This window comes from Ktedonobacter racemifer DSM 44963 (assembly GCF_000178855.1).
In the GTDB taxonomy this organism is placed as follows: domain Bacteria; phylum Chloroflexota; class Ktedonobacteria; order Ktedonobacterales; family Ktedonobacteraceae; genus Ktedonobacter; species Ktedonobacter racemifer.
Genome location: NZ_ADVG01000001.1, coordinates 862,652 through 882,323, shown reverse-complemented (window position 1 = coordinate 882,323; position 19,672 = coordinate 862,652). Strand labels below are relative to the sequence as shown.

The 19,672-nt window shown below is 52.9% G+C and carries 17 protein-coding genes and 2 pseudogenes; 9 read left to right on the top strand and 10 right to left on the bottom strand.

Translation table 11 applies throughout. The features are described 5' to 3' along the window. Positions 1 to 160: 160 nt before the first annotated feature. The 3 genes from KRAC_RS04050 to KRAC_RS04040 form a co-directional block, all read right to left on the bottom strand. A complete protein-coding gene (locus KRAC_RS04050; RefSeq protein ID WP_007904721.1) occupies positions 161 to 952 on the bottom strand; it encodes a metallophosphoesterase family protein in 792 nt (263 codons plus the stop codon). Positions 953 to 1,069: 117 nt separating this feature from the next. Further along, positions 1,070 to 2,065: a serine/threonine protein kinase gene (locus KRAC_RS04045; RefSeq protein ID WP_052567942.1), complete on the bottom strand. Its 996-nt coding sequence runs from the start codon at positions 2,063 to 2,065 to the stop codon at positions 1,070 to 1,072. Positions 2,066 to 2,163: 98 nt separating this feature from the next. Continuing rightward, positions 2,164 to 3,111: a LysR family transcriptional regulator gene (locus KRAC_RS04040; RefSeq protein WP_007904717.1), complete on the bottom strand. Its 948-nt coding sequence runs from the start codon at positions 3,109 to 3,111 to the stop codon at positions 2,164 to 2,166. A 114-nt stretch (positions 3,112 to 3,225) separates the two neighbouring features. Here KRAC_RS04040 and KRAC_RS70705 point away from each other — a divergent pair, with 114 nt between their 5' ends. Further along, positions 3,226 to 3,396, top strand: coding sequence for a hypothetical protein (locus tag KRAC_RS70705; protein ID WP_157506296.1), 171 nt, complete (start codon positions 3,226 to 3,228; stop codon positions 3,394 to 3,396). 197 nt (positions 3,397 to 3,593) lie between these two features. Here the strand turns inward: KRAC_RS70705 and KRAC_RS65260 are convergent. After that, positions 3,594 to 5,154, bottom strand: a pseudogene (locus KRAC_RS65260) (nuclease/transposase family protein); the annotation flags it as partial. Positions 5,155 to 5,781: 627 nt separating this feature from the next. Between KRAC_RS65260 and KRAC_RS04020 the strand changes: the two are divergent. Then, positions 5,782 to 6,624: a polyphosphate kinase 2 family protein gene (locus tag KRAC_RS04020; RefSeq protein ID WP_007904715.1), complete on the top strand. Its 843-nt coding sequence runs from the start codon at positions 5,782 to 5,784 to the stop codon at positions 6,622 to 6,624. 42 nt (positions 6,625 to 6,666) lie between these two features. Then, a complete protein-coding gene (locus KRAC_RS04015) occupies positions 6,667 to 7,299 on the top strand; it encodes a DUF1684 domain-containing protein (protein WP_007904714.1) in 633 nt (210 codons plus the stop codon). 21 nt (positions 7,300 to 7,320) lie between these two features. On the opposite strand, the gene KRAC_RS04010 is transcribed toward KRAC_RS04015, so the two are convergent. The 3 genes from KRAC_RS04010 to KRAC_RS04000 form a co-directional block, all read right to left on the bottom strand. Then, positions 7,321 to 7,593 (bottom strand): hypothetical protein, encoded by a 273-nt coding sequence (locus KRAC_RS04010; protein ID WP_007904713.1) that lies wholly within the window; start codon positions 7,591 to 7,593, stop codon positions 7,321 to 7,323. A gap of 82 nt (positions 7,594 to 7,675) precedes the next feature. Further along, complete coding sequence (locus tag KRAC_RS04005; protein WP_007904712.1) at positions 7,676 to 8,326, bottom strand: CYTH domain-containing protein; 651 nt, start codon at positions 8,324 to 8,326, stop codon at positions 7,676 to 7,678. Continuing rightward, a complete protein-coding gene (locus tag KRAC_RS04000) occupies positions 8,323 to 9,129 on the bottom strand; it encodes a radical SAM protein (RefSeq protein WP_244421954.1) in 807 nt (268 codons plus the stop codon). Before KRAC_RS04000 ends, KRAC_RS04005 begins: the two co-directional genes overlap by 4 nt. A gap of 689 nt (positions 9,130 to 9,818) precedes the next feature. Between KRAC_RS04000 and KRAC_RS03995 the strand changes: the two genes are divergently transcribed. The 3 genes from KRAC_RS03995 (at position 9,819) to KRAC_RS68915 (ending at position 12,679) form a co-directional block, all read left to right on the top strand. After that, positions 9,819 to 10,883 carry a sugar-binding transcriptional regulator gene (locus KRAC_RS03995; RefSeq protein ID WP_007904709.1) on the top strand — a complete coding sequence of 355 codons (1,065 nt, stop codon included), beginning with the start codon at positions 9,819 to 9,821 and terminating at the stop codon, positions 10,881 to 10,883. Positions 10,884 to 10,964: 81 nt separating this feature from the next. Then, the gene (locus KRAC_RS03990; RefSeq protein ID WP_007904708.1) at positions 10,965 to 11,924 is read left to right on the top strand and encodes a terpene synthase family protein; all 960 of its coding nucleotides are present in this window, start codon (positions 10,965 to 10,967) and stop codon (positions 11,922 to 11,924) included. Positions 11,925 to 12,166: 242 nt separating this feature from the next. Continuing rightward, entirely contained in the window at positions 12,167 to 12,679 is a 513-nt protein-coding gene (locus KRAC_RS68915) for a YggT family protein (protein WP_007904707.1), read from the top strand. A gap of 121 nt (positions 12,680 to 12,800) precedes the next feature. Here the strand turns inward: KRAC_RS68915 and KRAC_RS03980 are convergent, their stop codons facing one another. Further along, positions 12,801 to 14,390 (bottom strand): amidase, encoded by a 1,590-nt coding sequence (locus tag KRAC_RS03980; RefSeq protein WP_007904706.1) that lies wholly within the window; start codon positions 14,388 to 14,390, stop codon positions 12,801 to 12,803. A gap of 245 nt (positions 14,391 to 14,635) precedes the next feature. Between KRAC_RS03980 and KRAC_RS03975 the strand changes: the two genes are divergently transcribed. The 3 genes from KRAC_RS03975 (at position 14,636) to KRAC_RS03965 (ending at position 17,974) form a co-directional block, all read left to right on the top strand. Continuing rightward, the gene (locus KRAC_RS03975; RefSeq protein ID WP_007904704.1) at positions 14,636 to 16,318 is read left to right on the top strand and encodes an ATP-binding protein; all 1,683 of its coding nucleotides are present in this window, start codon (positions 14,636 to 14,638) and stop codon (positions 16,316 to 16,318) included. Between the two features lie 84 nt (positions 16,319 to 16,402). Continuing rightward, entirely contained in the window at positions 16,403 to 17,029 is a 627-nt protein-coding gene (locus tag KRAC_RS03970) for a bifunctional 4-hydroxy-2-oxoglutarate aldolase/2-dehydro-3-deoxy-phosphogluconate aldolase (protein WP_007904703.1), read from the top strand. Between the two features lie 36 nt (positions 17,030 to 17,065). After that, positions 17,066 to 17,974 carry a sugar kinase gene (locus KRAC_RS03965; protein ID WP_007904702.1) on the top strand — a complete coding sequence of 303 codons (909 nt, stop codon included), beginning with the start codon at positions 17,066 to 17,068 and terminating at the stop codon, positions 17,972 to 17,974. A 17-nt stretch (positions 17,975 to 17,991) separates the two neighbouring features. On the opposite strand, the gene KRAC_RS03960 is transcribed toward KRAC_RS03965, so the two are convergent. Together KRAC_RS03960 and KRAC_RS75420 are read right to left on the bottom strand one after the other, a co-directional pair. Beyond that, on the bottom strand, positions 17,992 to 19,197 hold the full coding sequence (locus KRAC_RS03960) for an RNA-guided endonuclease InsQ/TnpB family protein (RefSeq protein WP_007904701.1): 1,206 nt from the start codon (positions 19,195 to 19,197) through the stop codon (positions 17,992 to 17,994). A 1-nt stretch (position 19,198) separates the two neighbouring features. Beyond that, positions 19,199 to 19,342 (bottom strand): annotated as a pseudogene (locus KRAC_RS75420) (transposase); the annotation flags it as partial. Between the last annotated feature and the right edge of the window lie 330 nt (positions 19,343 to 19,672).

The window sequence follows — 19,672 nt, the reverse complement described above, 5'->3', positions numbered from 1 at the left end:
CTTTCCTTGAGCGTCCTTTGAGGAGTGCTAATCCTTCTTTGCGCGAACTTTGAGTCTCACAGCGCAGTGAAATAGTCAATTTGTACAGAGGGGCAAAAAGTCAGGAAAAGAGGGGATTGGCCCGCTTCTATGGCTGCGCGGGCCAGGATGTTGGCGCCTATCAGAGTTGGTGTACAAAGCCGTGTCCGCCAAAATAGAGGCCGCCATCAACATTGATGCAGCAGCCACTTGCGTAGATCCAGGGATGCTCAACTTTTTTAGGAGAGCAGCCAAGCATAAGGTGAATTGGCGTATGACCATGGAGGAGTTGCTTGCCACCATAGATGCCTAAGAGGCGGCGCGCGAACTCCTCGCCGTGCTGTGCATGGAGAAAGGCGCCACGCCTGGCGAAGTCTTCCAACATTTCCTCCCAGGCCAGGGCATCGCTGTGACTTAATAGCTTACGAAAGGTAGTGTTGACCTCGTCGATGGTGCGCCCACATTTAAGGTAGAGCGGTGCGTCGGCATGTAGCAGCAAGGTCTCGCCCACCAGGGCCATGGCAGGCAGGTGTGCCATCCAGTCGAGATGGCTTAGGGTTAAGCTGGCGATATCTTTCTGATTGCCACCATTGCGTTTCCAGCGTGTGAGAAAGGTGCTTCCTAGTCCGGTTGAGCGTCTGCCGAAGCGGTAGGCTGCTAGCAAGAGCATCTCATGATTGCCCAGTAAGGAGGCCACGGTGCCGCCCACGGCAGTGGCCTCGCCCTGAAGGCGCATCACGAGGTCCAGTACCTCAACGCCCTGGGGGCCTCGGTCCACAAAATCGCCCATAAACCAGAGGATCGCATTCCCTCCACACCAGGCGTGATGTTCATCAATTAATTGTGTCGCATGTAGCAGTTTAAGCAGCGGCTTGAGTTGTCCATGAATGTCGCCTATAACATAGACCGGCGCTGAAGCAGTATTCGTTGTCATAGAATTTATTGAAATAGTCAATCCTTGTGTGAATTATGTGGGGCAGTGGGTATGGGTAAGTGCTGGCGACCATTGGTCGCCAGCACTTACCCATACCCACTGCCCAGGCGCGAGCAGTCAATGCTGGGCATTATGTACAAATTGTACAAGGAAACCAAGCGCGATGATTACCACAAAGATGGCGAGAATGATCAGTGTCGCGGTAAGCGCGGTCCGGCTGGACTGGTTGAGTTTGGGAGCCTCTGGCTCATAAGGTACTGGCTGAACCTCTTCAAAGTTGCGCAGATCATGATAGAAATCGCGTATCGATTTGTAGCGCTTCTCCGGATCACGGCGAATAGCGCGCATGACCACCGTTGCCAGAGCGGGTGAAAGGTCCGGATTCGCGAGAAGCAGTGAGGGAGGATCCTGCGAGACGTGTTGGTTGATGATGGCGAAGACATTCTCTCCCTCAAAAGGTGTATGGCCGCAAAGCATTTCGTAGAGCATGATGCCAATCGCGTAAATATCAGAACTGGCGGTGCCACGCTCGCCTTTGAGTTGTTCGGGTGACATGTAATCGGGCGTGCCTACGGTTCCGGAGAGTCCTCGCCAGGTCACACGGCGCGCCCCCTCGAGTAAGGCGATACCAAAATCAATAATTTTGATGTCTCCATCGTCTGTGACCATGACATTCTCAGGCTTAATATCCCGGTGAAAGACACCTTGCTCATGGCAGTAGGCAAGTGCATCGCAGAGTTGGAGCGTGATGTGAAGCGCCTGGCTGGTTGGCATTGGTTTGCCCTCTTGATCCTCCAGTAGCAAGCGCAGCGTCTGCCCTTTGATGTACTCCACAACGAGATACTCTTGTGAACGTTTCTCATCTGTATTGAGCAGTTCCTGTACTGAGGGATGATGCAGCCGGTTCCCGATCTCTGCCTCGCGTCGATAGCGCTCAAAGACCGCGACATTGCCAATGAGATCTTCACTAGGAAATTTAAGAACCACGTCACGCTGATCGGAGAGATCACGCGCGAGATAGACCCGGTTCATCCCACCATGACCCAGCATGCGAATAATTTCATAATGATCAATACGCGTGCCGGGTTTATAGGCTGTGGTCATGCGTGCCATCGGCCTTTCTTCAATACGATCACGATCAATTTGGGACCTGCGACGCTAGTATAGCATATCCCTAATTTAAAGGAATAGAGTGAGACCAGGGAATATGCCTAAAAATTTCTTGAGAGTATTTTACTTTTTTTCGATGCGATGGTGAGACCACCAGGTGGAGAAATCGGCTCTTGTAGGACTTCTCGCGCAACGTTGAGGAAGGATTGAATGGCAGGCGAGAGCCATTTCTCTTTATGCCAGAGCATCTGTGTTAGCACCTGAAAGTGCTGCTTGCCCCACTGGAGGGCGATGAGCTTCCCCTGGGCGATCTCTGTCTCGACCACGAGCGACGGCAGAAAGGCGATGCCCATGCCTGCTATCGCGCATTGCTTGATGGCCTCGACAGTGGTAAACTCCAGGTCGGTCACGGCGTCGACGCCAGCAGCATGGAGTGAGCGCTCAAAGACATTGCGGTAGGTGCATCCTTTCTCGGTGAGGAGAAATTGTTCGCCTCGGATATCCTCGGTCTCTACATAGTGTTTGATCGCCAGGGGATGATCGGGTGAGACCAGCATTAGCAGGGCTTCCTCTGCGAGCGGCTCGCTTTCAAGCGCGCTAGAGCGAACCTGGTCCTCAAGGACAAAGGCAACATCGATGCTCCCCTCGTGGATGCTCTGGCGTTGATCCAATGTTGGACGAAAGATCAGGCGCGAGCGAGGGAACCTGGCACGAAACTGCTGAAGTACTCCGGGTAAGCGATAGGTACAGAGCGATTCAGGTGCGCTGATCGTCACGGATCCAACTGGATCTCCATCCTCCATAACCGCGCTTCGCGCCTCATCCACCAGCCCCAGAATTTTCTCACTATAGAGGAGCAGCTTCTTCCCTGCCTCAGTAAGCGCCACGCGTTTCCCCAGGCGATCAAAGAGCTTGACCCCCAGTTCCTCTTCCAGGACTTGAATCTGTGTTGTGACACTTGATTGTACATAGTTAAGGGCGATGGCGGTGCGGCTGAAGCTGAGCGTATGCGCCACCATGCGGAATGTGGTGAGTTGGCGTACATCCATGCTAGTTTTCCTATCGGTTTTATCGATGGTAGATATCAAAAACGTTTCCTTGACTTGATACTACCACTATATTACACTTATGACAAGGGTAAATTCTTATATGCGCATGGAGACATGCAGAAGGATGAGAACGTTATGGATGCCGCTTTTGTCTTCTTCTTTTTCTTGCTTTTAGGAATTGCTGCCTATCGCTGGGGCGTACACAGCCAAGAAGGACCGAATGGCCTGGAGTGGGAGCGACGCGCGCGCTACTGGGCCACGCACCTGAGATGCAGCCATGAATAGCCTGGGTATACGATGTCGCTTGCCATTGTTGCAATGACTGTAATACATCAGGTTGTGCGTAAAAGAAGAGACAAAGCATAGGTTTGATGATGCTTTGTCTCTTCTGTTCTTTTCAACCTGACTTGCATTTCTCTCTGGATGCATAGGTGACCACCTCTGAGGCCTCTCCGGCATACATGCACGGAGGTTCCTGTTCCTCACCCACCGTTTCCGGCCTCTCCCGAAGGAGAAACCGGCTCTTGGTGGAGATAGGCAGGACTTTTCAGCCGACGCGCTCCGGCACGGGCAGCTCCGCTTTTGCGTCGAGCCACTAAGCCCATGCTTCGGGGCAAGTGCTGCCCCTCATTCGCACGTTGTTGAAGTTCCTCCATCACGGCTTGCAGGCGCGGCTCCGCACCTTCCCAGACAGGCTGGGTGAGAGAGGGGATTGTTTGCTGCGGTTCCAGGTAGGCCAGCAAGAATGCCGAGTAGAGATCACGCTGCACCGGCCCGAATCCGCAAGGACATTGGTGCCAGCGCTCTGATCTTGGCTTCTTGTGATACTGCCCCGACTTCTGGCAGTACTGAGAGAGTCTGGTCTGGTAGGCTGAGGCTTCGTGCAGGGTGCCGCCAGTTTTTGCAACTATGCGAGTCAAATGCGCTAGAAACATCCCTGGTGCGCGAAGTCCGATGCTCCGACCATACTGCTTCTGCCATCCTTTGAACGATGTTTTCTCTATGGTGATCGTGTTCCCCACCGAAGCGATGCGATGAGCCAGATTACCATGCAGACTCTTGCGGTGAGCGGCGAGTCTGCGCTCAGTATTGGCGTGTTGTCTCCTGGTCGCCTGGTACCGCTTGCTCTCCTTCCAACGCAGGCGTTTGCCCGACTTCACCCGGCCTTGCTCATCGTAGTTTTCTGGATTGTTGGCACGGCGTTGCCGGTCCATTTTCCGTTGGATGCGCCGCTTTTTTCGGGCGTTCTGGGTTAATTCCTCGCAGAACGTGACCAGATCGGCTTTGCCCTCGCGCGGCACAATGGCAAGGCTGGAGGGGCCGATATCCAGACCAATCGTGTCGGTTCCGGTCTGCACGTGCTTTTTCTTGATGAGTGCGTGACCCTCTAAGATGAGCTGGACGCGCATAGCGGTTGCCATCGTGATCGGCCCCTTGAGCGGAGGGCGAGGAAGCCTTGCGGCGGACCAGGCGGACATATTTGATCTTGTGGCGCATACCATGCTGGATCACGGGATCGTGCCAGTCGATGATCGCCGGAATGACCTCTTGGTTCCAGATCAGGAAGCCACCGTCTCCCGCATTGGGGTCCAGCACGAAGCGCATGCCGGCGTCGTTGCGCTTGCCCTCCACGCTATCGATGCCTCTGCCTTTACTCCGAAACCGCACCCGTTTGGCCTTGCCTACGCAGACCCGATTCGCAGCTTGATAGGCGCGTGTAGCGAGAGTCTGAGCCATTGTGCTATCGATGTGATCAGCGATCCAGGAGACACGGGCAGACGTGGCATACTCGTGCATCTCATATTCTGAGAAGTGGTATTTTGTGCGTAAGGCAGAAAAAGCCTGAGCGCGTTTCTGTTTGTGCGAGCGTGGGAGAGCCTGCGCCTTGTTCCAAGCAGGATCATTGCGCATGCACCGGAGCCGCTTCATGGCTTCAGCAAGCAGAGCGTTGTAGAGGCACCGAGCACCTTCCAGGTGCGCACGTACATGGCGTTCCTGGCTCCAATCGACCTGGAGAGGGAGTTCGAGAAGAAAGGTTGGTGTCGCGGGCTCGCTTCATGACGTGCTTTGCCTTCCGATGCAGAATATCTCTTCAGAAAGAGACGGGACGGCTGCCCGTCCCTCGTGTCTTTCTCCACATTCACATGTCTACACCGCTATTCCAGTTGGGCAGGCTTCTTCCGGTCACTCGACGACGTACCGTTCGGAAATGGATTCGTGAGAAGCAACTCCGTGCGATTACGTTAGGTCGAAGAGGAGGATACCGGATCCGGCGCTCTGACTGAAAGGAGTTTCGCGCGCAAGCGTGAGACAAGAGAAGACATGATCTTTCTTCATCCTGTGGAGAACACAGTACGAAAGAAGAGTGATGCTTCCCCTTCACCCAACCAGCCCGAAAGGAACGCCCATTCATCCCCGCCTTAGAAAAAGCGGGGCTTTCTGGGCCGTTCTCTGTAATATGCTTGTCTCTGACGCCGCTTCTTCCTCTATCTTTATTGTATAATAAGTTTCCTTATGCTGTACTATTGTGAGAGAAGAATGCTTGGTATTGTGTCCCTATGACCTACTACGCAACGTTTCCCTGTGGCCGACCGTGTCAAGGCATAGAGAACGGAAATCATGCTGCCTGGTATGCGTATACCCTCTAGAGCAGAAAGAAGGATGAAAGCTATGAGTGAGGATCTCTTGTGGAAGGTCAAAGAAGGCGATTATATCAAGCTCAAGGACTATGACCCCGACCACATTGCAAGCCAGATTGATCGTGATGCAGCCGAGAAGCAGTTGCAGAAACTGAGCCAGGAACTGGGAGAACTCCAGGAGCTGATGACGGCGGCGCAGAAGCATAGCTTTTTGATGATTCTACAGGGGATGGATACCAGTGGTAAGGATGGCACCATTCGTCATGTGTTGAGTTCTTTGAATCCCCAGGGCTGCCAGGTGCATTCATTTAAAGCCCCTTCCCAGGATGAGTTGCAACATGATTTTCTCTGGCGTATCCATCAACATGTACCACCACGGGGCATGTTTGGAGTTTTTAATCGCTCACACTACGAGGATGTGCTGATAGTGCGTGTACATAATCTTGTACCAGAGTCTACCTGGCGCAAGCGTTATCATATCATTAATGCCTTTGAAGAAATGTTAACTGAGAGCAATACTATCGTGGTCAAGTTTTTCTTGCATATCAGCAAAGATGAGCAAGCCAGGCGTTTAAAGGCGCGCGAGGACGAGCCTGAGAAGTCCTGGAAGCTGAGCGTCGATGATTGGAAGGAGCGGCAGTTTTGGGGTGATTACCAGGAGGCATATGAGGATGCCTTGAGCAAATGTAGCACGAAACAAGCACCCTGGTATATTGTGCCCGCCAATCATAAGTGGTATCGTAATCTGGCCATTGCCCAGACGCTGGCAGATACGCTGAAGCCATATAAAGACGAATGGCAAAAGGACTTGCTGGCGCGTGGTCAGCGTGAGCTGGAGGCTTTGAAGCAGATGCACATCCGGGCAGAGAAATAGCCAGAGCAGGCACGAGAAAATAAAACGAGTAGAGAGGTGTCTATGTATCTCGATTTGTATGATTACCGTTTGCGCGTTCAGGCCATGTACCGTGAGCGGAACCAGGCCATACCTGCTGGAGAGGATGCAGAGATGGTGTGGCAGCGTTTTCGCCAGAGCCGTGACACACTCTTTGCTCAGCACTCACAGTCGGCGCTTGATGCTGAGCAGCGTCGCGTCTTCTCCGGCTTGCGGTACTTCCCATACAATCCCACGCTCCGCTTTGCGGTCACGATTGAGACCGATGTCGAGCCACAGCGACAGACCATTACGATGAGCAGTACTGAGCAAATGACCATGCTCACGGTGGGACGCGTGCGTTTCGCCGTTGAGCAGGAACCGGTGACGCTGCATATCTACTGGCTCGATATCTATGGTGGCGGCCTTTTTCTTCCCTTCCGAGACTTGACCTGCCCTGAAGAGGCGTATGGCGGTGGGCGCTACCTCTTTGATACCATCAAAGGGAGCGACTGGCTGCCCGTTCCAGGAATGGCGCACCAGCAGCAAATCATGCTCGACTTTAATTATGCGTATAATCCATCCTGCGCTTACAATGACGCCTGGATGTGTCCTCTCGCGCCCCGAGAGAATCAATTGCGCGTGCCTCTACGCGCAGGCGAGCTGCGTTATAAGTAAAAGGGCGCCTGAGTCCAGGATTTAGGCGCTGATACGCGTCAGACTAACTGGGGTCGCAGGCGTTTTGTGCAGCTCCACGCAAGCTTGCTGGACAATGATGAGCCTGGGCTCACCATCGATGGTAACAGAGAGTTCATAGAGCGCTGGAGATTGAGTGGTCTCGTGGATAATGCGTAATATTTGCACATTGGGATAGATTTCGGCCACAGAAAAATAGGTGCTATGGCCGTAGATATCGCTGAAGGTCATGGAACGACGAAATGCAAGCGCATAGGTATCCTTGGTAGATGGCATGAGTTGAGTCCTCCTTTGGCGAAAAATAGACAATTAAGAAATGTATCTGCCTTAACCATCGAAAGCGTGCAGATATGCTGGTCTAGCTATCTTGTTGGCTCGGTACAGAGTCGCTGGGTAACTGGTAGACACCTTTGTGGTAGGCCTGGGGATTATGTTGTCGTAACCAGAGTTCAACGTAGCCAATGGGGAGCGGTTCGGCGGCGAATTCCGCGATAAATGTGTAGAGTTGGGCGCGTGCCTGACGCGTATCCGTCCCCTCTGAACACTCGATCTCGGCCTCAAGAAAGTCGCCCAGGCCCGTGACATGATCCACACAGAGCTGGACCGAGTCCAGGCTATACTGCCGGCGCGTATTCTCGATTCGTGCAAGTTCCACCAGGTTGTTTTCCAGCTGGGTGGCCTCCCAGGTGGGCATCGGGTTCCAGGCGGGAAGAAAATGGCTAAAGAGCTCGTTCATCGCCGCCGCTTGATCGGGCTGTGGTTGGAGCGCAAAAGCACGCTCGGTACTCTGAATATGGGCTTTCTCCGCCTGCTCATTGAACTTAAACTCAAGCTTTTGCTGGTTGCGTACTCGCAGGAAAATCGCCCTCTGGAGCAGATCCCAATCAGGTGTATCGTAGTAGACATCGACATTGTGGATGTGCCGCTCGAAGCGGGCCTCGCGTAACCTGGCTTCAAGCAAGGGCCACGCTTGAGGCACGACAGCACATTTTACTTCAACTTCAATCATGCCACTGCTCTCCTCTGGCTCAGGCCCGCCATGGCATCGGCCGACGAAGTGTACACCGTTCCCTCTTTCTTCTCGATGAAGGTTGCCAGCCGTTGGAGGCGCGCCTCGTCTTCATAACGGGTCCATTCCGGGGCATGCGCGGACCAGGAGACTGTTGCTCTCCGACTGGGTACCTGTGTCAGTACCTCGGGCGGAATGAAACGTGCGAATTGTCCACGGTCATCGACGTAGAGCGGCCCAAGCACAAAGCCATCACAGCCTGCCAGCAGCGCCTCGGCCACCAGGCGCTCGTATTCAAGGTCTGGAATATGGGGAAGGATAGGGCGTACAGCGATAAAGACAGGAATGCCCAGGCGTTTCAAGCTAGCAACGGTCTGCATACGCTCGGCAGGTGAGGGGGTATGAGGCTCGACAAGTGGGGCAGAGTCCCAGCAACTGACAGATACCAGCGCGCTTAAGGTTGTACCATATGCTTCCATCCGGCTTTGAATAGCGGCTAATCCCTCTAGCGTGGTGGCGTTCATCGCGCCCTTTGTGCTGAAATTAACATGTTTACCGTAGGTGGCCAGTCGTCCTAGCATGGCTATTCCTCTCTCGGGACGTGCGAAAGGGTCGCCATCATAGCCAAATTGGATCGTATCAAAGGCAGCTTCGTGCACGAAAGCCTCAAACTGGGTAAGAACCTCCTCTGGATCTACACGCGAAAGTCCAACCTCGCCACCACGCGTATAGCAGTAGCGGCAACCAAAGGGGCAGGGCTCCCCAACCGGGACAAGAACGCGATTTTTTTCAACTTTGAACATAATGCGCTTCTTCATCAAGAACCCCTTTCTCACTCTTCCCTACTCTTGATTTTGGGTACGTCGTACTGCGAACCTGACAAGCGTAAGTGCACTTGCGAGGTATAATGTCCTGGATGTTTCTTAACTCTCCCAGTAAGAGTATAACACAGGATTGTCAGTTAACATACAATTTATGAGAAATTGTAAAAATTGTAGCATTTGCGCAAATAATAGGATGAATCCGAGGATAGTCTTAAAGCAGTTTTTTAAAAGACAGTTGTCATAGGCGTAGGGAGACAGAATTTGTTGTTCAATATATGTTTCCGTGAGGACATATGTAAGATATTGCCTGCTTGGAAAGTACTTGTAATTAAAGTAGTTGCTTTGAGGATATTGTTTACACTTACTTGAAAAAAGAGGGTGCGTTATGTTTTGGTAAAAATAGCTGCTATGTTCCTTCCCATGAAGAAGAGTAACAATGCGTAGCTTTTTGTAGAAAAAAGTTCTCTCATCATGCAAAGGTGGTAAAGAGAACATTTTTGAGAATATACAGGTTAAATACTTGCATTGCCTATGAATATAGGGTATGCTCTTTCTATAACGTAAAAGCTAGATTTTGCGTGCTTCGCTATATCCACCCCCCATATGTCTGGCCGTGTTGCCCAGAGATGCAAGAAAACCTGGTTCAGATGGAAAGGAATTGAGATGCTATGCCAGTAGATGGGCCACAAGTAGGCGGTTCAGAGACAAGATTGCTCGGCGATGAGCGCTTTCTTCGTAAAGTTGCACATCTCTACTATGAAGAGGGATATTCTCAAGAGATGATCGCTGAGAAGGAGTACTGCTCCAGGCAGACCGTAAGTAAGGCACTCCAGAAGGCTAAAGAGCGAGGTATTGTGCGTATTTCGATTGTGCCTGATCTGCGCGCGGGCTTTTTGCGGAATCTGGCGCGTGATGTTCGCACAGAGTTGGATCTAGAAGACCTGGTTCTTGTTCCGGGCCGCAGCTTTGATCATCTGAAAGAGGGCCAGTCTTCCTTTGACGATGTTGTGATTGAAATTACCACCGCGGCGGCTGATTACCTTGATCAGCTTTTGAAAGATGGAGATAAGCTGGCTATCTGTGGTGGTAGCACATTTATGCGCAACATGGAGCGGTATCTCAAGCCAACGAAGCTGCTTCCCAATCTCGATGTTATCGCAACGATTGGTTTTGTCCAGGCTCGCACCACCTATGGCGATGCGAACTTGATTGCGCATGATATTGCGACTGCTTATGGAGGAAGGCATACCTGGTTCTGTGCAGGAGCGTTTTTCCCCAATGCCACAGACGATTTTAACTTAGAGGGATTTCAGGCCCTGATTCGAAACTATCCTATGCTAGATGCGGCCTATTCGCTGTATGAGCAAGCCTCGATTTTTATGTTGAGCGTCTGGCCTCCTCACACGAATGATGATGTTATCACGCACGGCATTATCTCTCAAGAGCAAATGCAGGCTATAGATAACCTCAATCCAGTGGCTGATATTAACCACTGGGTGTTTGATGTCAGGGGGCGCTGTATCAATGAGCTTCTGGACTCGCCTCCCTATTACCTTACAGGGTTTGAGATACCTCGCTTAAAGACGATATTGCAAGGCAGCGGAAAGAAGTCGATTCTCGTTGCTGGGGGCGGTCCAGGCTATATTCCAGCCATTCGTGCCGTCTTGAGAGCCGGTGTGGCTAACATTTTAATCACTGATCATGTGACCGCCCAGCTTTTGTTGGAAATCTGAGTACGACATGCCTACCCTGGTCATACAAAGGATGCGGCAAGCTGCTCTATTGAAGAGCATATCTTACCGTAATATAAGCTTATGGAACATATACATATACCCCCACTTTATTGTCCCTTTGAGCCACGTGTCAGCCAGCATGTCCAGATTGTCCAGGACCATACACAGGGCTGGGTACAACATTTCCGTTTGCTGAAGGATGAAACAGCACGCCATTTCGCAGCAGCACGGATGGGTTGGCTCGTCGCGCGTTGCTATCCCACGGCGACAGTGGGTGAGCTATTGCTGCTTGCTGATTGGCTCACCTGGTTGTTTATTGTGGATGATCTTTTTAGTGAAGGGGCGATGAGCCAGCACCCAAAACAGATGAAGTTTATTATGAATGAGTTTATAGTCACTCTCTACGGCATATCCGAGGATTTTAAGAAACCATTAACGGAAGCGCTGCATGATCTCTGGTCGCGAACAACTCAGGAGGCGACTGCATCCTGGCAAGCGCGCTTTAAACGCCACCTGGTTGCCAATTACTTCGCCGGTACATGTTGGGAGGCGGATAATCGAGCGCAGGGACGTGTGCCGGGCGTGGACACGTATATTGAAAATCGCCAGAGCTCTAGCGGTATGCTCATGGGGATCGACTTTATTGATTTTGTGGAGCGTATCTCCTTTCCAAGTACTTTGCGCTTGAGCGATGATTTTCAAGCGATCCTGCGCATGACGAACAATATTGTGTGCTGGGCTAATGATATCGTTTCTCTGAGGAAGGAGATAGAGCACCATGATGTCAATAACCTGGTGCTCGTGTTGCAACATACCTATCAATTGCCTTTGCAGGATGCTGTAAATGTAACATCTGAAATGATAGAGAGAGAGACGAAGGATTTCCTCCTGGCTGAACAGCGGCTGATTACACATTTTCCCCTCTTTGAGGCGCAATTGCAGAGCTATACCGCAGCACTGCGCGCATTGATACGAGGGAATCTAGATTGGTCGCTTGAAACTGCACGCTACTTACAAAAAGAGTCTACCGCCGGGAAATGAGCGATAAGGTGACGGAAAAAAGGCCTCAGGTGGTACCCGAGGTTTGGACATGTGAGCAATAACAGGCTGAAGCGTTATACTCAGTAGACAGGGCAAGATTCGCCTGTCTGGCAGATGTGCTTGAGAGTCTGAACGCAGGTACGTTTCGTAATAATCTTAAGGAACGGGTTTTCTGTGTTTTGTTCTGTCCGCGATATTTAGAGTGGTAGCAGGCTGATTGAGTTCCAAGGAGGAGACATCATATGAGTAATCAACCTTATGGGTCGGATCCACGATATCCGCAGCAAGGTTATCAACAGGCTCAAGAACCAACGGAACCCGTCTATGATGAGCGGGTCTACCGCAGGAATGAAGGCGATGGCTATGTCCAGAGCCAGCAGGAGCGCTATGTAGGACCCAATCAGGTGGAGCGGCGCGAGGAGGTCTATGTTAATCCTGATGTGCAGCGGGCCAAGATGCGCTATTGGGTGGCGGCAACCATCTACTTTATCCTCAGCGTGTTAGAAATTATCCTGCTTTTGCGCTTTATCTTCCGCCTGTTGGGCGCCAATGAATCTAACGGTTTCGTCAAGGGGCTGTATGATCTAAGCTATGTCTTTATGGGACCGTTCAAAGGCATCTTTAGTGATCCATCCTTTGGCCAGGCGAGCATGTTTGAGATCTCAACGCTGATTGCGATGCTTATCTATGCCCTGATTGCCTGGGGCCTGGTGGCGTTGAGCCGGGTCGCGTTGGGCCCAACGGTACGCGCTTAAAGAACTTCTCGCCACTATGTGGCTCACAGGGTGATGAGATGAGGGATAAAAATGCTGAAGGCATTTTTATCCCTCATCTCATCACCCTGCTCAGCGTCGCAGACGCTGAGAACATCTCTTTTTATTTGACTTCGATCGTATCTAGATATTTTGGCGCTCTTCGGGCATGAGTACCCTGCTCAAAGGCGTAGGCGAGGCGGATAAGGGTTGCTTCGCTGTAAGCGCGGCCCATAAAGGTCAGCCCTACGGGAAGCTCAAAGACAAAGCCTGCCGGGACGGTGATCGCAGGGTAGCCAGCCAGGGCCGCGGGCTGAGAGCTTCCGCCGAGTGGATGGTCTCCATCGATGACATCAATGCACCAGGCGGGGGCGCCTGTGGGCATGATCAGGGCGTCCAGGTTGTGCTGCTCCATAATGGCATCGATCCCCTCCTGGCGCGAGAAGCGGTGATTCTCCTCCAGAGCATGCAGGTAGGTGGGAGCATCCAGTCCCACTGTCTCCTGGGCGCGCAGAAGCAATTCCTGTCCAAAATAGGGTAATTCCTTAGCGGCATGAGCCTTGTTAAAGGCGATGATCTCCTCCAAGCTGCGCACGGGACTGCTTTCGAGATCCGCCAGGTAGCTATTAAGGTCGGCCTTAAACTCATGTAGCAAGACGATCATCTCGCTTTGGGACTCGCTCATCTGCCTGGCAGTAGGAATATTGGTGGGATCAATAATCTCAGCCCCCAGGCTCCGCAACTGCTCGATAGCTTCTTCAATAATGGCGTCCGCCCTGGCGCTATAGCCAAAATAGACATCGCGTGCTACCCCAATGCGTGCTCCCTTCAACCCATTATCATCGAGGAATTTCGTGTAGTCAATTGCCCCTGGATGAGGATTCTCGTGACTTGCCGGGTCGAGTTCATCGGGACCGGTAATGGCGCTCAGAAGGGCGGCGGCGTCTGCGACCGTGCGCGCCATTGGACCAACGGTATCCTGGCTATGCGCGATAGGTACCACGCCCGCGCGGCTGGTCAGATCGACCGTTGGCTTGATGCCGACGAGACAGGAGACGGCTGAGGGACAGAGAATAGAACCATCGGTCTCAGTTCCCAGAGCTGCGGCGGCCAGGTTTGCAGCGATGGCTGTGCCTGAGCCGGAACTGGAGCCACAGGGTGTGCGATTGAGCACATAGGGGTTGCGGGTCTGACCTCCTCGGCCACTCCAACCACTGGAAGAGGCGTCTGAGCGAAAGTTGGCCCATTCGCTGAGGTTGGTTTTCCCCAGGAGAATGGCTCCCGCTTCGCGGAGTTTGTGCGCCACCGTTGCGTCGCGACGTGGGCGTGATCCAAGCAGAGCCAGGGATCCAGCGGTGGTCTCCATCTGGTCGGCGGTAGCGATGTTATCTTTGAGCAGGATGGGAATGCCGTGGAGTGGACCTCGTGGCCCCATGTTTCGGCGCTCCTCGTCAAGCGCATCGGCGATCTCAAGGGCCTCGGGATTGATTTCAAGGACAGATCGCAGGTGTGGCCCCTGCTGGTCAAACTGCTGGATGCGTTCGATATAGTCTTCGGTTAACTGGCGCGCGGTAAGGCGCCCGGAGTCCATGGCGGCCTGTAGCTCGGCAATGCTTGCCTCTTCCAATTGCATATATACCTTTCTGCACGGAGGACGTTTGATCTCTTTGTGTATATATGCTCTGGAAAGCGTGTTCCTCACATAGACTACCATACGAGTAAGCTCAGTACTTTACTGGTGTAAACCAAAATGGCTAAGCAAGGACCTTAATCTCTATCATATAAATAAAAAATGTCGAGAAAGCTTTATAACATAGTAGTTGACCTTTGCATCAGTAGTGTGTTGCCTTCTGTTGATGCGAGTGCATACGAGCAAAGGGCTTGTATACCTGATCCTTTTGATGAGAGCGCGCATATATGCTTCAGTGTTAGCTCATTATTCCAGGGAGTGAACCGCCCATGTCTACCCAGATTAAGCAGGAGAGAATGCCAGATTTTCGTCAAGAGATACCACCTGAAACTGATAAGTTGTTGGTGTGCTCTGCCTCGCCCGCTCCCAAAGAGCGTGTGTCCTGGGCTGTGGGCCTCAAAAAAATTCTCCAGTCTTCTTCATTCTCACCCGAATGGCTTCCCCCTTCCTTACAATCTCCTTTTGTTGGGTATCTTCTGGCGGTGCTGCTCCCTATCTTGATGGTTGGGTGCGTGTACCTGATTACATATTTTTTGCCCTCGTTTCGCTTTGCGAGCGCTCCTATTATCCTGGCCGTTGTGCTCATTTCATTGGGTTGGGGAACGCTAGCCGGCTTGCTTGCTACCCTGGTGGGGACGCTCGCATTGACAATCTTAGTCGTTCCCTCGCTGATGCCGCTGACCTTTGATCACGATGAGTATGTCTATAGCGCGATTATGTTTACAATTATTGGCGTCAGCTTGAGCCTACTTACTAGCCAGACTCAGCATGCCCGTCGGCAGTCTACAAGAGCGCAAGTTTCCGCTGAATCTACCAGGGGCTTTCTCTATCATATCCTCATGCATGCGCCGACTCCTATTGCGGTTGTGAGCGTGCCTGAATATCGTTTTGAGTTGATAAATTCCCATGCCTCTCGTTGCTTTGGCATGTGCGCCTCCACGATTCTTGGGAGATCGGTAGGTGAGGTCATTACGCATGATGATATTCACCAGGTTATCCCGGCTCTCGATTGGGTTCAGAAGACTGGGAATGAATTATCGCTTCAGGAGCGCCCTTTCTTTGTTGATCTACGTTGTGATGGCAGGCGTGTGAAGCAGTACTTTAATATCTACTATCAGCCGATGTTTAGCCTGCAAGGCGTCCTGGATGGCATTATCATCTTTGGCGTGGATATAACTGAGCAGGTAGAAGCGCGGCAGAAGATTGAACAGCTACTCTCTCAACTCGATAGCTTTATCGGGGTGGTGGCCCATGAATTGCGTACCCCTTTAACTGCTACTAAGACCAGTCTGCAAATGGCGCAGCGCAAATTGAAGCGCACGTTCACAACGCAACCGCTGCCGGGCGTCTCTCTACAGAAAAATGAGGTGTTGGGCACGTTAAAGAAGAATCTCATGCGGGCGGAGCAGCAGGTGGACCTGCAAAATCGCCTGGTAGGAGATTTATTGGATGCATCTCGTATGCGCTCTGATCGCCTGGAACTGCATCCCAGGCGCTGCGATATCACACGTATCGTTCAGGAGTCTGTCGATGTACAATGTGAACAACACCCTCAGCGTGTGCTGACATTGAAGATGCCTTCAACTCAGAATATCTCGGTCATGGCCGATCCTGACCGTGTTGGACAGGTGGTGACGAATTACCTCACCAATGCGCTTAAGTATTCCGATGCGGAATACCCCGTCGCGGTTGAGGTCACGCTGGAAGGGGCACATGTGCGTGTCTCTGTGCGTGATCAGGGACCGGGCCTCCAGATGGAGCAGCAGGAACATCTCTGGGACCGCTTTTACCGCGTGCCGGGTATTCACGTGCGCAGTGGTTCTGGCGTTGGTCTGGGCCTGGGTCTGTATATCTGTCGCTCTATCATGGAGCGCCTGGGAGGAACAACAGGCGTGCAAAGCCAGCCAGGTGAGGGTTCGACCTTCTGGTTCACCCTGCCTGTGAGTGCGTAGTAGGCAGAGTGGCAGGAAATATGATACGCTGCTAGCATGGCCATTCGACATATTAAATGTATCATCGATTGTGAGGGGGGAAGTATGTCAACTGTTCTTGAACATATCCTACGGAGTCGCCTGGTCGCCATTGTGCGCCTGGATCACTATGAAAAAGCCTTAGATATCGCTCGCGCGCTCCTGGCGGGTGGCGTCACCGAGATTGAATTCACGCTGACTGGTAAAGGAGCCAACCAGGCCATTACCGAGGTGCGCTCGGCTCTGGGCGAGCAGGTGCGTATCGGTGTTGGCTCGGTGTTGGAGGCACGTGCGGTTGAAGAGGCGATTGCCGCGGGCGTCCAATTTGTGGTTACTCCTGTCGTTGTGCCTGATGTCATTGTCGCTTGTAAAGCGGCTGGAGTTCCTATTTTGTGTGGAGCATTGACCCCAACCGAGGCTCTAAACGCGTATCGCGCGGGAGCCGATCTCATCAAAATTTTCCCTGCACGCGTAGGTGGACCACAATATATTAAGGATATCCTGGCGCCTCTGCCGCAGTTGCGCGTCGTCCCGACAGGCGGCGTCAGCCCAGAGAACGCGCGCACCTTCCTGGATGCGGGCGCTGTCGCCGTCGCTATGGGTGGCAACCTTGTCTCAGCAAAGGCGGTTGCTGCTGGCGACTGGGAATATATCACGGCTCAGGCGCGTGCCGCCGTCGAAGCGGTGCGCTAAGGTGGAGCACTGTTGTGATGCTAAAGGGAGCGTCTCATGTATGATGTGGTAACGCTTGGCGAGTGCATGGCTGTACTCTACCCCATGGAACCAGTCACAATGGATCATGTCTCCACGTTAACGCTCGATATAGCGGGGGCTGAATCGAATACGGCCATTGGTTTGAGTCAATTGGGACATCGCGTGCGTTTTGTGAGCCAGGTGGGCAATGATTCGCTTGGCCAGCGCATTCGAACTACGCTGGCGCAGGAGGGCGTGGATACCACGTATCTCTTGACTGATTCGGACGCCCAGACAGGCGTCTTCTTCCGCGAGTGGCTGCCAGATGGGGCCAGGCGTGTGCAGTATTATCGACGTGCCTCCGCAGCCAGCAGGCTCAGCCCCGAGCACCTGAAGTCGGAGATGTTCGCGGGCGCGCGCATCGTGCATATGACAGGTATCACTCCCGCGTTGAGCGAGACGTGCGCAGCCAGCGTGACACGCGCCATTGAACTGGCACATGAGGCGGGCGCTCTGGTCTCCTTTGATCCAAATTATCGCGCACCCCTATGGAGCGTGGAGGCTGCACGCGTGGTTCTTCTTCCGCTCATGGCCCAGGCTGATATCCTGCTACTGGGCCACGAAGACGCGCATGCCATCCTGGGAACGCATAACGAGGAAGAGGTGCTTGCCCCTATGCCAGGTTTTCGCGCCCGGGTAGTCGTATTGAAGCAAGCCGAAAAAGGAGCCTGCGCCAAGGCTGGGGAGACGCGTGTCACGGTTCCCGCGATGCCAGTGTCCGAGGTTATTGACCCGGTAGGTGCGGGCGATGGCTTTAATGCCGGTTTCCTCTCGGGCTGGCTACGTGGCTATGCGCTTGCCGATGCCTTGCGCCTGGGGGCACAGGTAGGCGCGCAGATTGTCTCCCAGACAGGCGACTATGTACACAGCCGCGACAAGGCTTAGTGACTTCTCCGCATGGTCTAAAGACCAGCGGCTTCTCGTAAGTACCCTTTCTCCTTACGAGCTACATCGGTCTGCGATCTATGTCGTAGGCCGATGGGGGCAGCCATAGTAGCCCCAACTACGTGAGGGTTCCCAAATTCCCCACGATACTTGTACCTGATGTTCATAGCTCCCACCATGTCTCTATGCCCTTTCCACTTGCAGTCTTTATTGATGCAGTGGAAGTTACGCCCTTGCACAGCTCCTTTGCGCCGTTTTCCACAGACCGGGCAGGTTTTACTGGTGGAGGACTCTTCTTGCATCTCAACCTGCATCCCTCTTCTCTCCGCCTTATAAGTGAGCTTCTGACGAATGGAACCGAAGGACCATTGATGCAATTTCTGGTTATTCTTGGAGCCAACATCTAAGCCTTGCCGGATATCACGCACATCGCCAATCGCCAAGATTTGCACCCCGTCCGTGTGAAGGGTGGAAATGAGCCTGGTGGTCGCTTTGTGCTCAATGTCTTTGATCTGGTTGGCTAGTTTCTTCAGTTGTTTCCGTTTTGACTTCACGAGTTGCTTGCGACGACGTGAGCCTGGCTTTTTCGCGTCGATCTTCTTCTGCAGCCTTGCCAGAAGTTTGTGGCGATACTGTCGCTTGGAACACAACAAACGCCCATTGAGGATGTAGGTCTGTTCTCCATCGTGACTGACAGCCATATGAATTTCGCCTAAATCAATGCCAGCTATCTTGTTTCCTCCCTCTGGAACCGGCAAATAACAGGGTTCATAGGTTGCAAGCGCTTCGTATTGGGTGCCAGTCCAACGAATCACCAGCGTTTGGGGAAGGGTCCAGGCCCAATCGAGCACCAGTGGTTCATTGCCTTTGCCATTGGAAAGGATGAGCTTTCCATCCTTCAGGCGCATCGCACTCCGCTTGTACTCGATGCGAAAGTACCACTTTCTCCGCCGTGGTGGTCGTGCTGTTGGATCGCTCTTGCGGCGTTGTCTCCATGATTTGAGGCTGGCAAAAAACGCTTGGACGCAGGCATCAGCCGTATGAGCATGCAACAGAGGGGAGGTGTGCCAGCGCATGAGATGTTTGGGCTTTAACCAGATGCCCTGTTTGCGAACCACGCGCCAGAAAGACACCAGGGTCGCCGTATAGACCTCGCCACACGCGTGGGCAAGCTCATCGCGTTGGGCAGTCTTGCCGATGGTGATGCGCTTGATCTGATACACGCTAGAGTCCTTTCTGGGCTTCAAGAGAGCGTTGAATGGTTTGCTGGCTGACAGTGCCAGCCGTTGAAGCAAAATAGCTGCGTGTCCAGAGTGAAGGAAGCTTCTGCGCAATCTGTGGAAACTCCCTCCGAAGCGCAAAAGAGGTCACCTGGTTGAAGAGGGTCTGGGTGGCAAGGAACCAGCCCGCCTGTTCGCAGCGGACGAGCACAGCTTGCTTCATGGTCTTGGTGCTGCTGAAGGGTTTTCCTGCCATGGCTCCTCTTCCTTGCTTCCTTCCTCGTGATGCCCCCAATGGGGTTGGGGCTGCTTCCTGTGCTCACGGCAACGGAAACAGCTCTCAGTCTGATGAGGTTCGGAGAGAGTATACCACAAGTAGAACAGAAGTTCAATCCATTCGGGGGGCAGCCAGCCGGCAAGGGCTGAAGCCCGCGAGAAACCCGCCTCACCGCTGGGGCTCGAAGCCCCGCGGCTTGCG

Excerpts from the sequence above, each read along its gene's own strand:
- KRAC_RS03995 (WP_007904709.1), top strand. The coding sequence starts at position 9,819 with ATGCCAGTAGATGGGCCACAAGTAGGCGGTTCAGAGACAAGATTGCTC.
- KRAC_RS04010 (WP_007904713.1), bottom strand. The coding sequence starts at position 7,593 with ATGCCATCTACCAAGGATACCTATGCGCTTGCATTTCGTCGTTCCATG.
- KRAC_RS04005 (WP_007904712.1), bottom strand. The coding sequence starts at position 8,326 with ATGATTGAAGTTGAAGTAAAATGTGCTGTCGTGCCTCAAGCGTGGCCC.
- KRAC_RS03970 (WP_007904703.1), top strand. The coding sequence starts at position 16,403 with ATGTCAACTGTTCTTGAACATATCCTACGGAGTCGCCTGGTCGCCATT.
- KRAC_RS04015 (WP_007904714.1), top strand. The coding sequence starts at position 6,667 with ATGTATCTCGATTTGTATGATTACCGTTTGCGCGTTCAGGCCATGTAC.
- KRAC_RS03990 (WP_007904708.1), top strand. The coding sequence starts at position 10,965 with ATGGAACATATACATATACCCCCACTTTATTGTCCCTTTGAGCCACGT.
- KRAC_RS04000 (WP_244421954.1), bottom strand. The coding sequence starts at position 9,129 with ATGTTCAAAGTTGAAAAAAATCGCGTTCTTGTCCCGGTTGGGGAGCCC.
- KRAC_RS03975 (WP_007904704.1), top strand. The coding sequence starts at position 14,636 with ATGTCTACCCAGATTAAGCAGGAGAGAATGCCAGATTTTCGTCAAGAG.
- KRAC_RS04020 (WP_007904715.1), top strand. The coding sequence starts at position 5,782 with ATGAGTGAGGATCTCTTGTGGAAGGTCAAAGAAGGCGATTATATCAAG.
- KRAC_RS04040 (WP_007904717.1), bottom strand. The coding sequence starts at position 3,111 with ATGGATGTACGCCAACTCACCACATTCCGCATGGTGGCGCATACGCTC.
- KRAC_RS04045 (WP_052567942.1), bottom strand. The coding sequence starts at position 2,065 with ATGGCACGCATGACCACAGCCTATAAACCCGGCACGCGTATTGATCAT.
- KRAC_RS70705 (WP_157506296.1), top strand. The coding sequence starts at position 3,226 with ATGCAGAAGGATGAGAACGTTATGGATGCCGCTTTTGTCTTCTTCTTT.
- KRAC_RS03980 (WP_007904706.1), bottom strand. The coding sequence starts at position 14,390 with ATGGTAGTCTATGTGAGGAACACGCTTTCCAGAGCATATATACACAAA.
- KRAC_RS68915 (WP_007904707.1), top strand. The coding sequence starts at position 12,167 with ATGAGTAATCAACCTTATGGGTCGGATCCACGATATCCGCAGCAAGGT.
- KRAC_RS03965 (WP_007904702.1), top strand. The coding sequence starts at position 17,066 with ATGTATGATGTGGTAACGCTTGGCGAGTGCATGGCTGTACTCTACCCC.
- KRAC_RS04050 (WP_007904721.1), bottom strand. The coding sequence starts at position 952 with ATGACAACGAATACTGCTTCAGCGCCGGTCTATGTTATAGGCGACATT.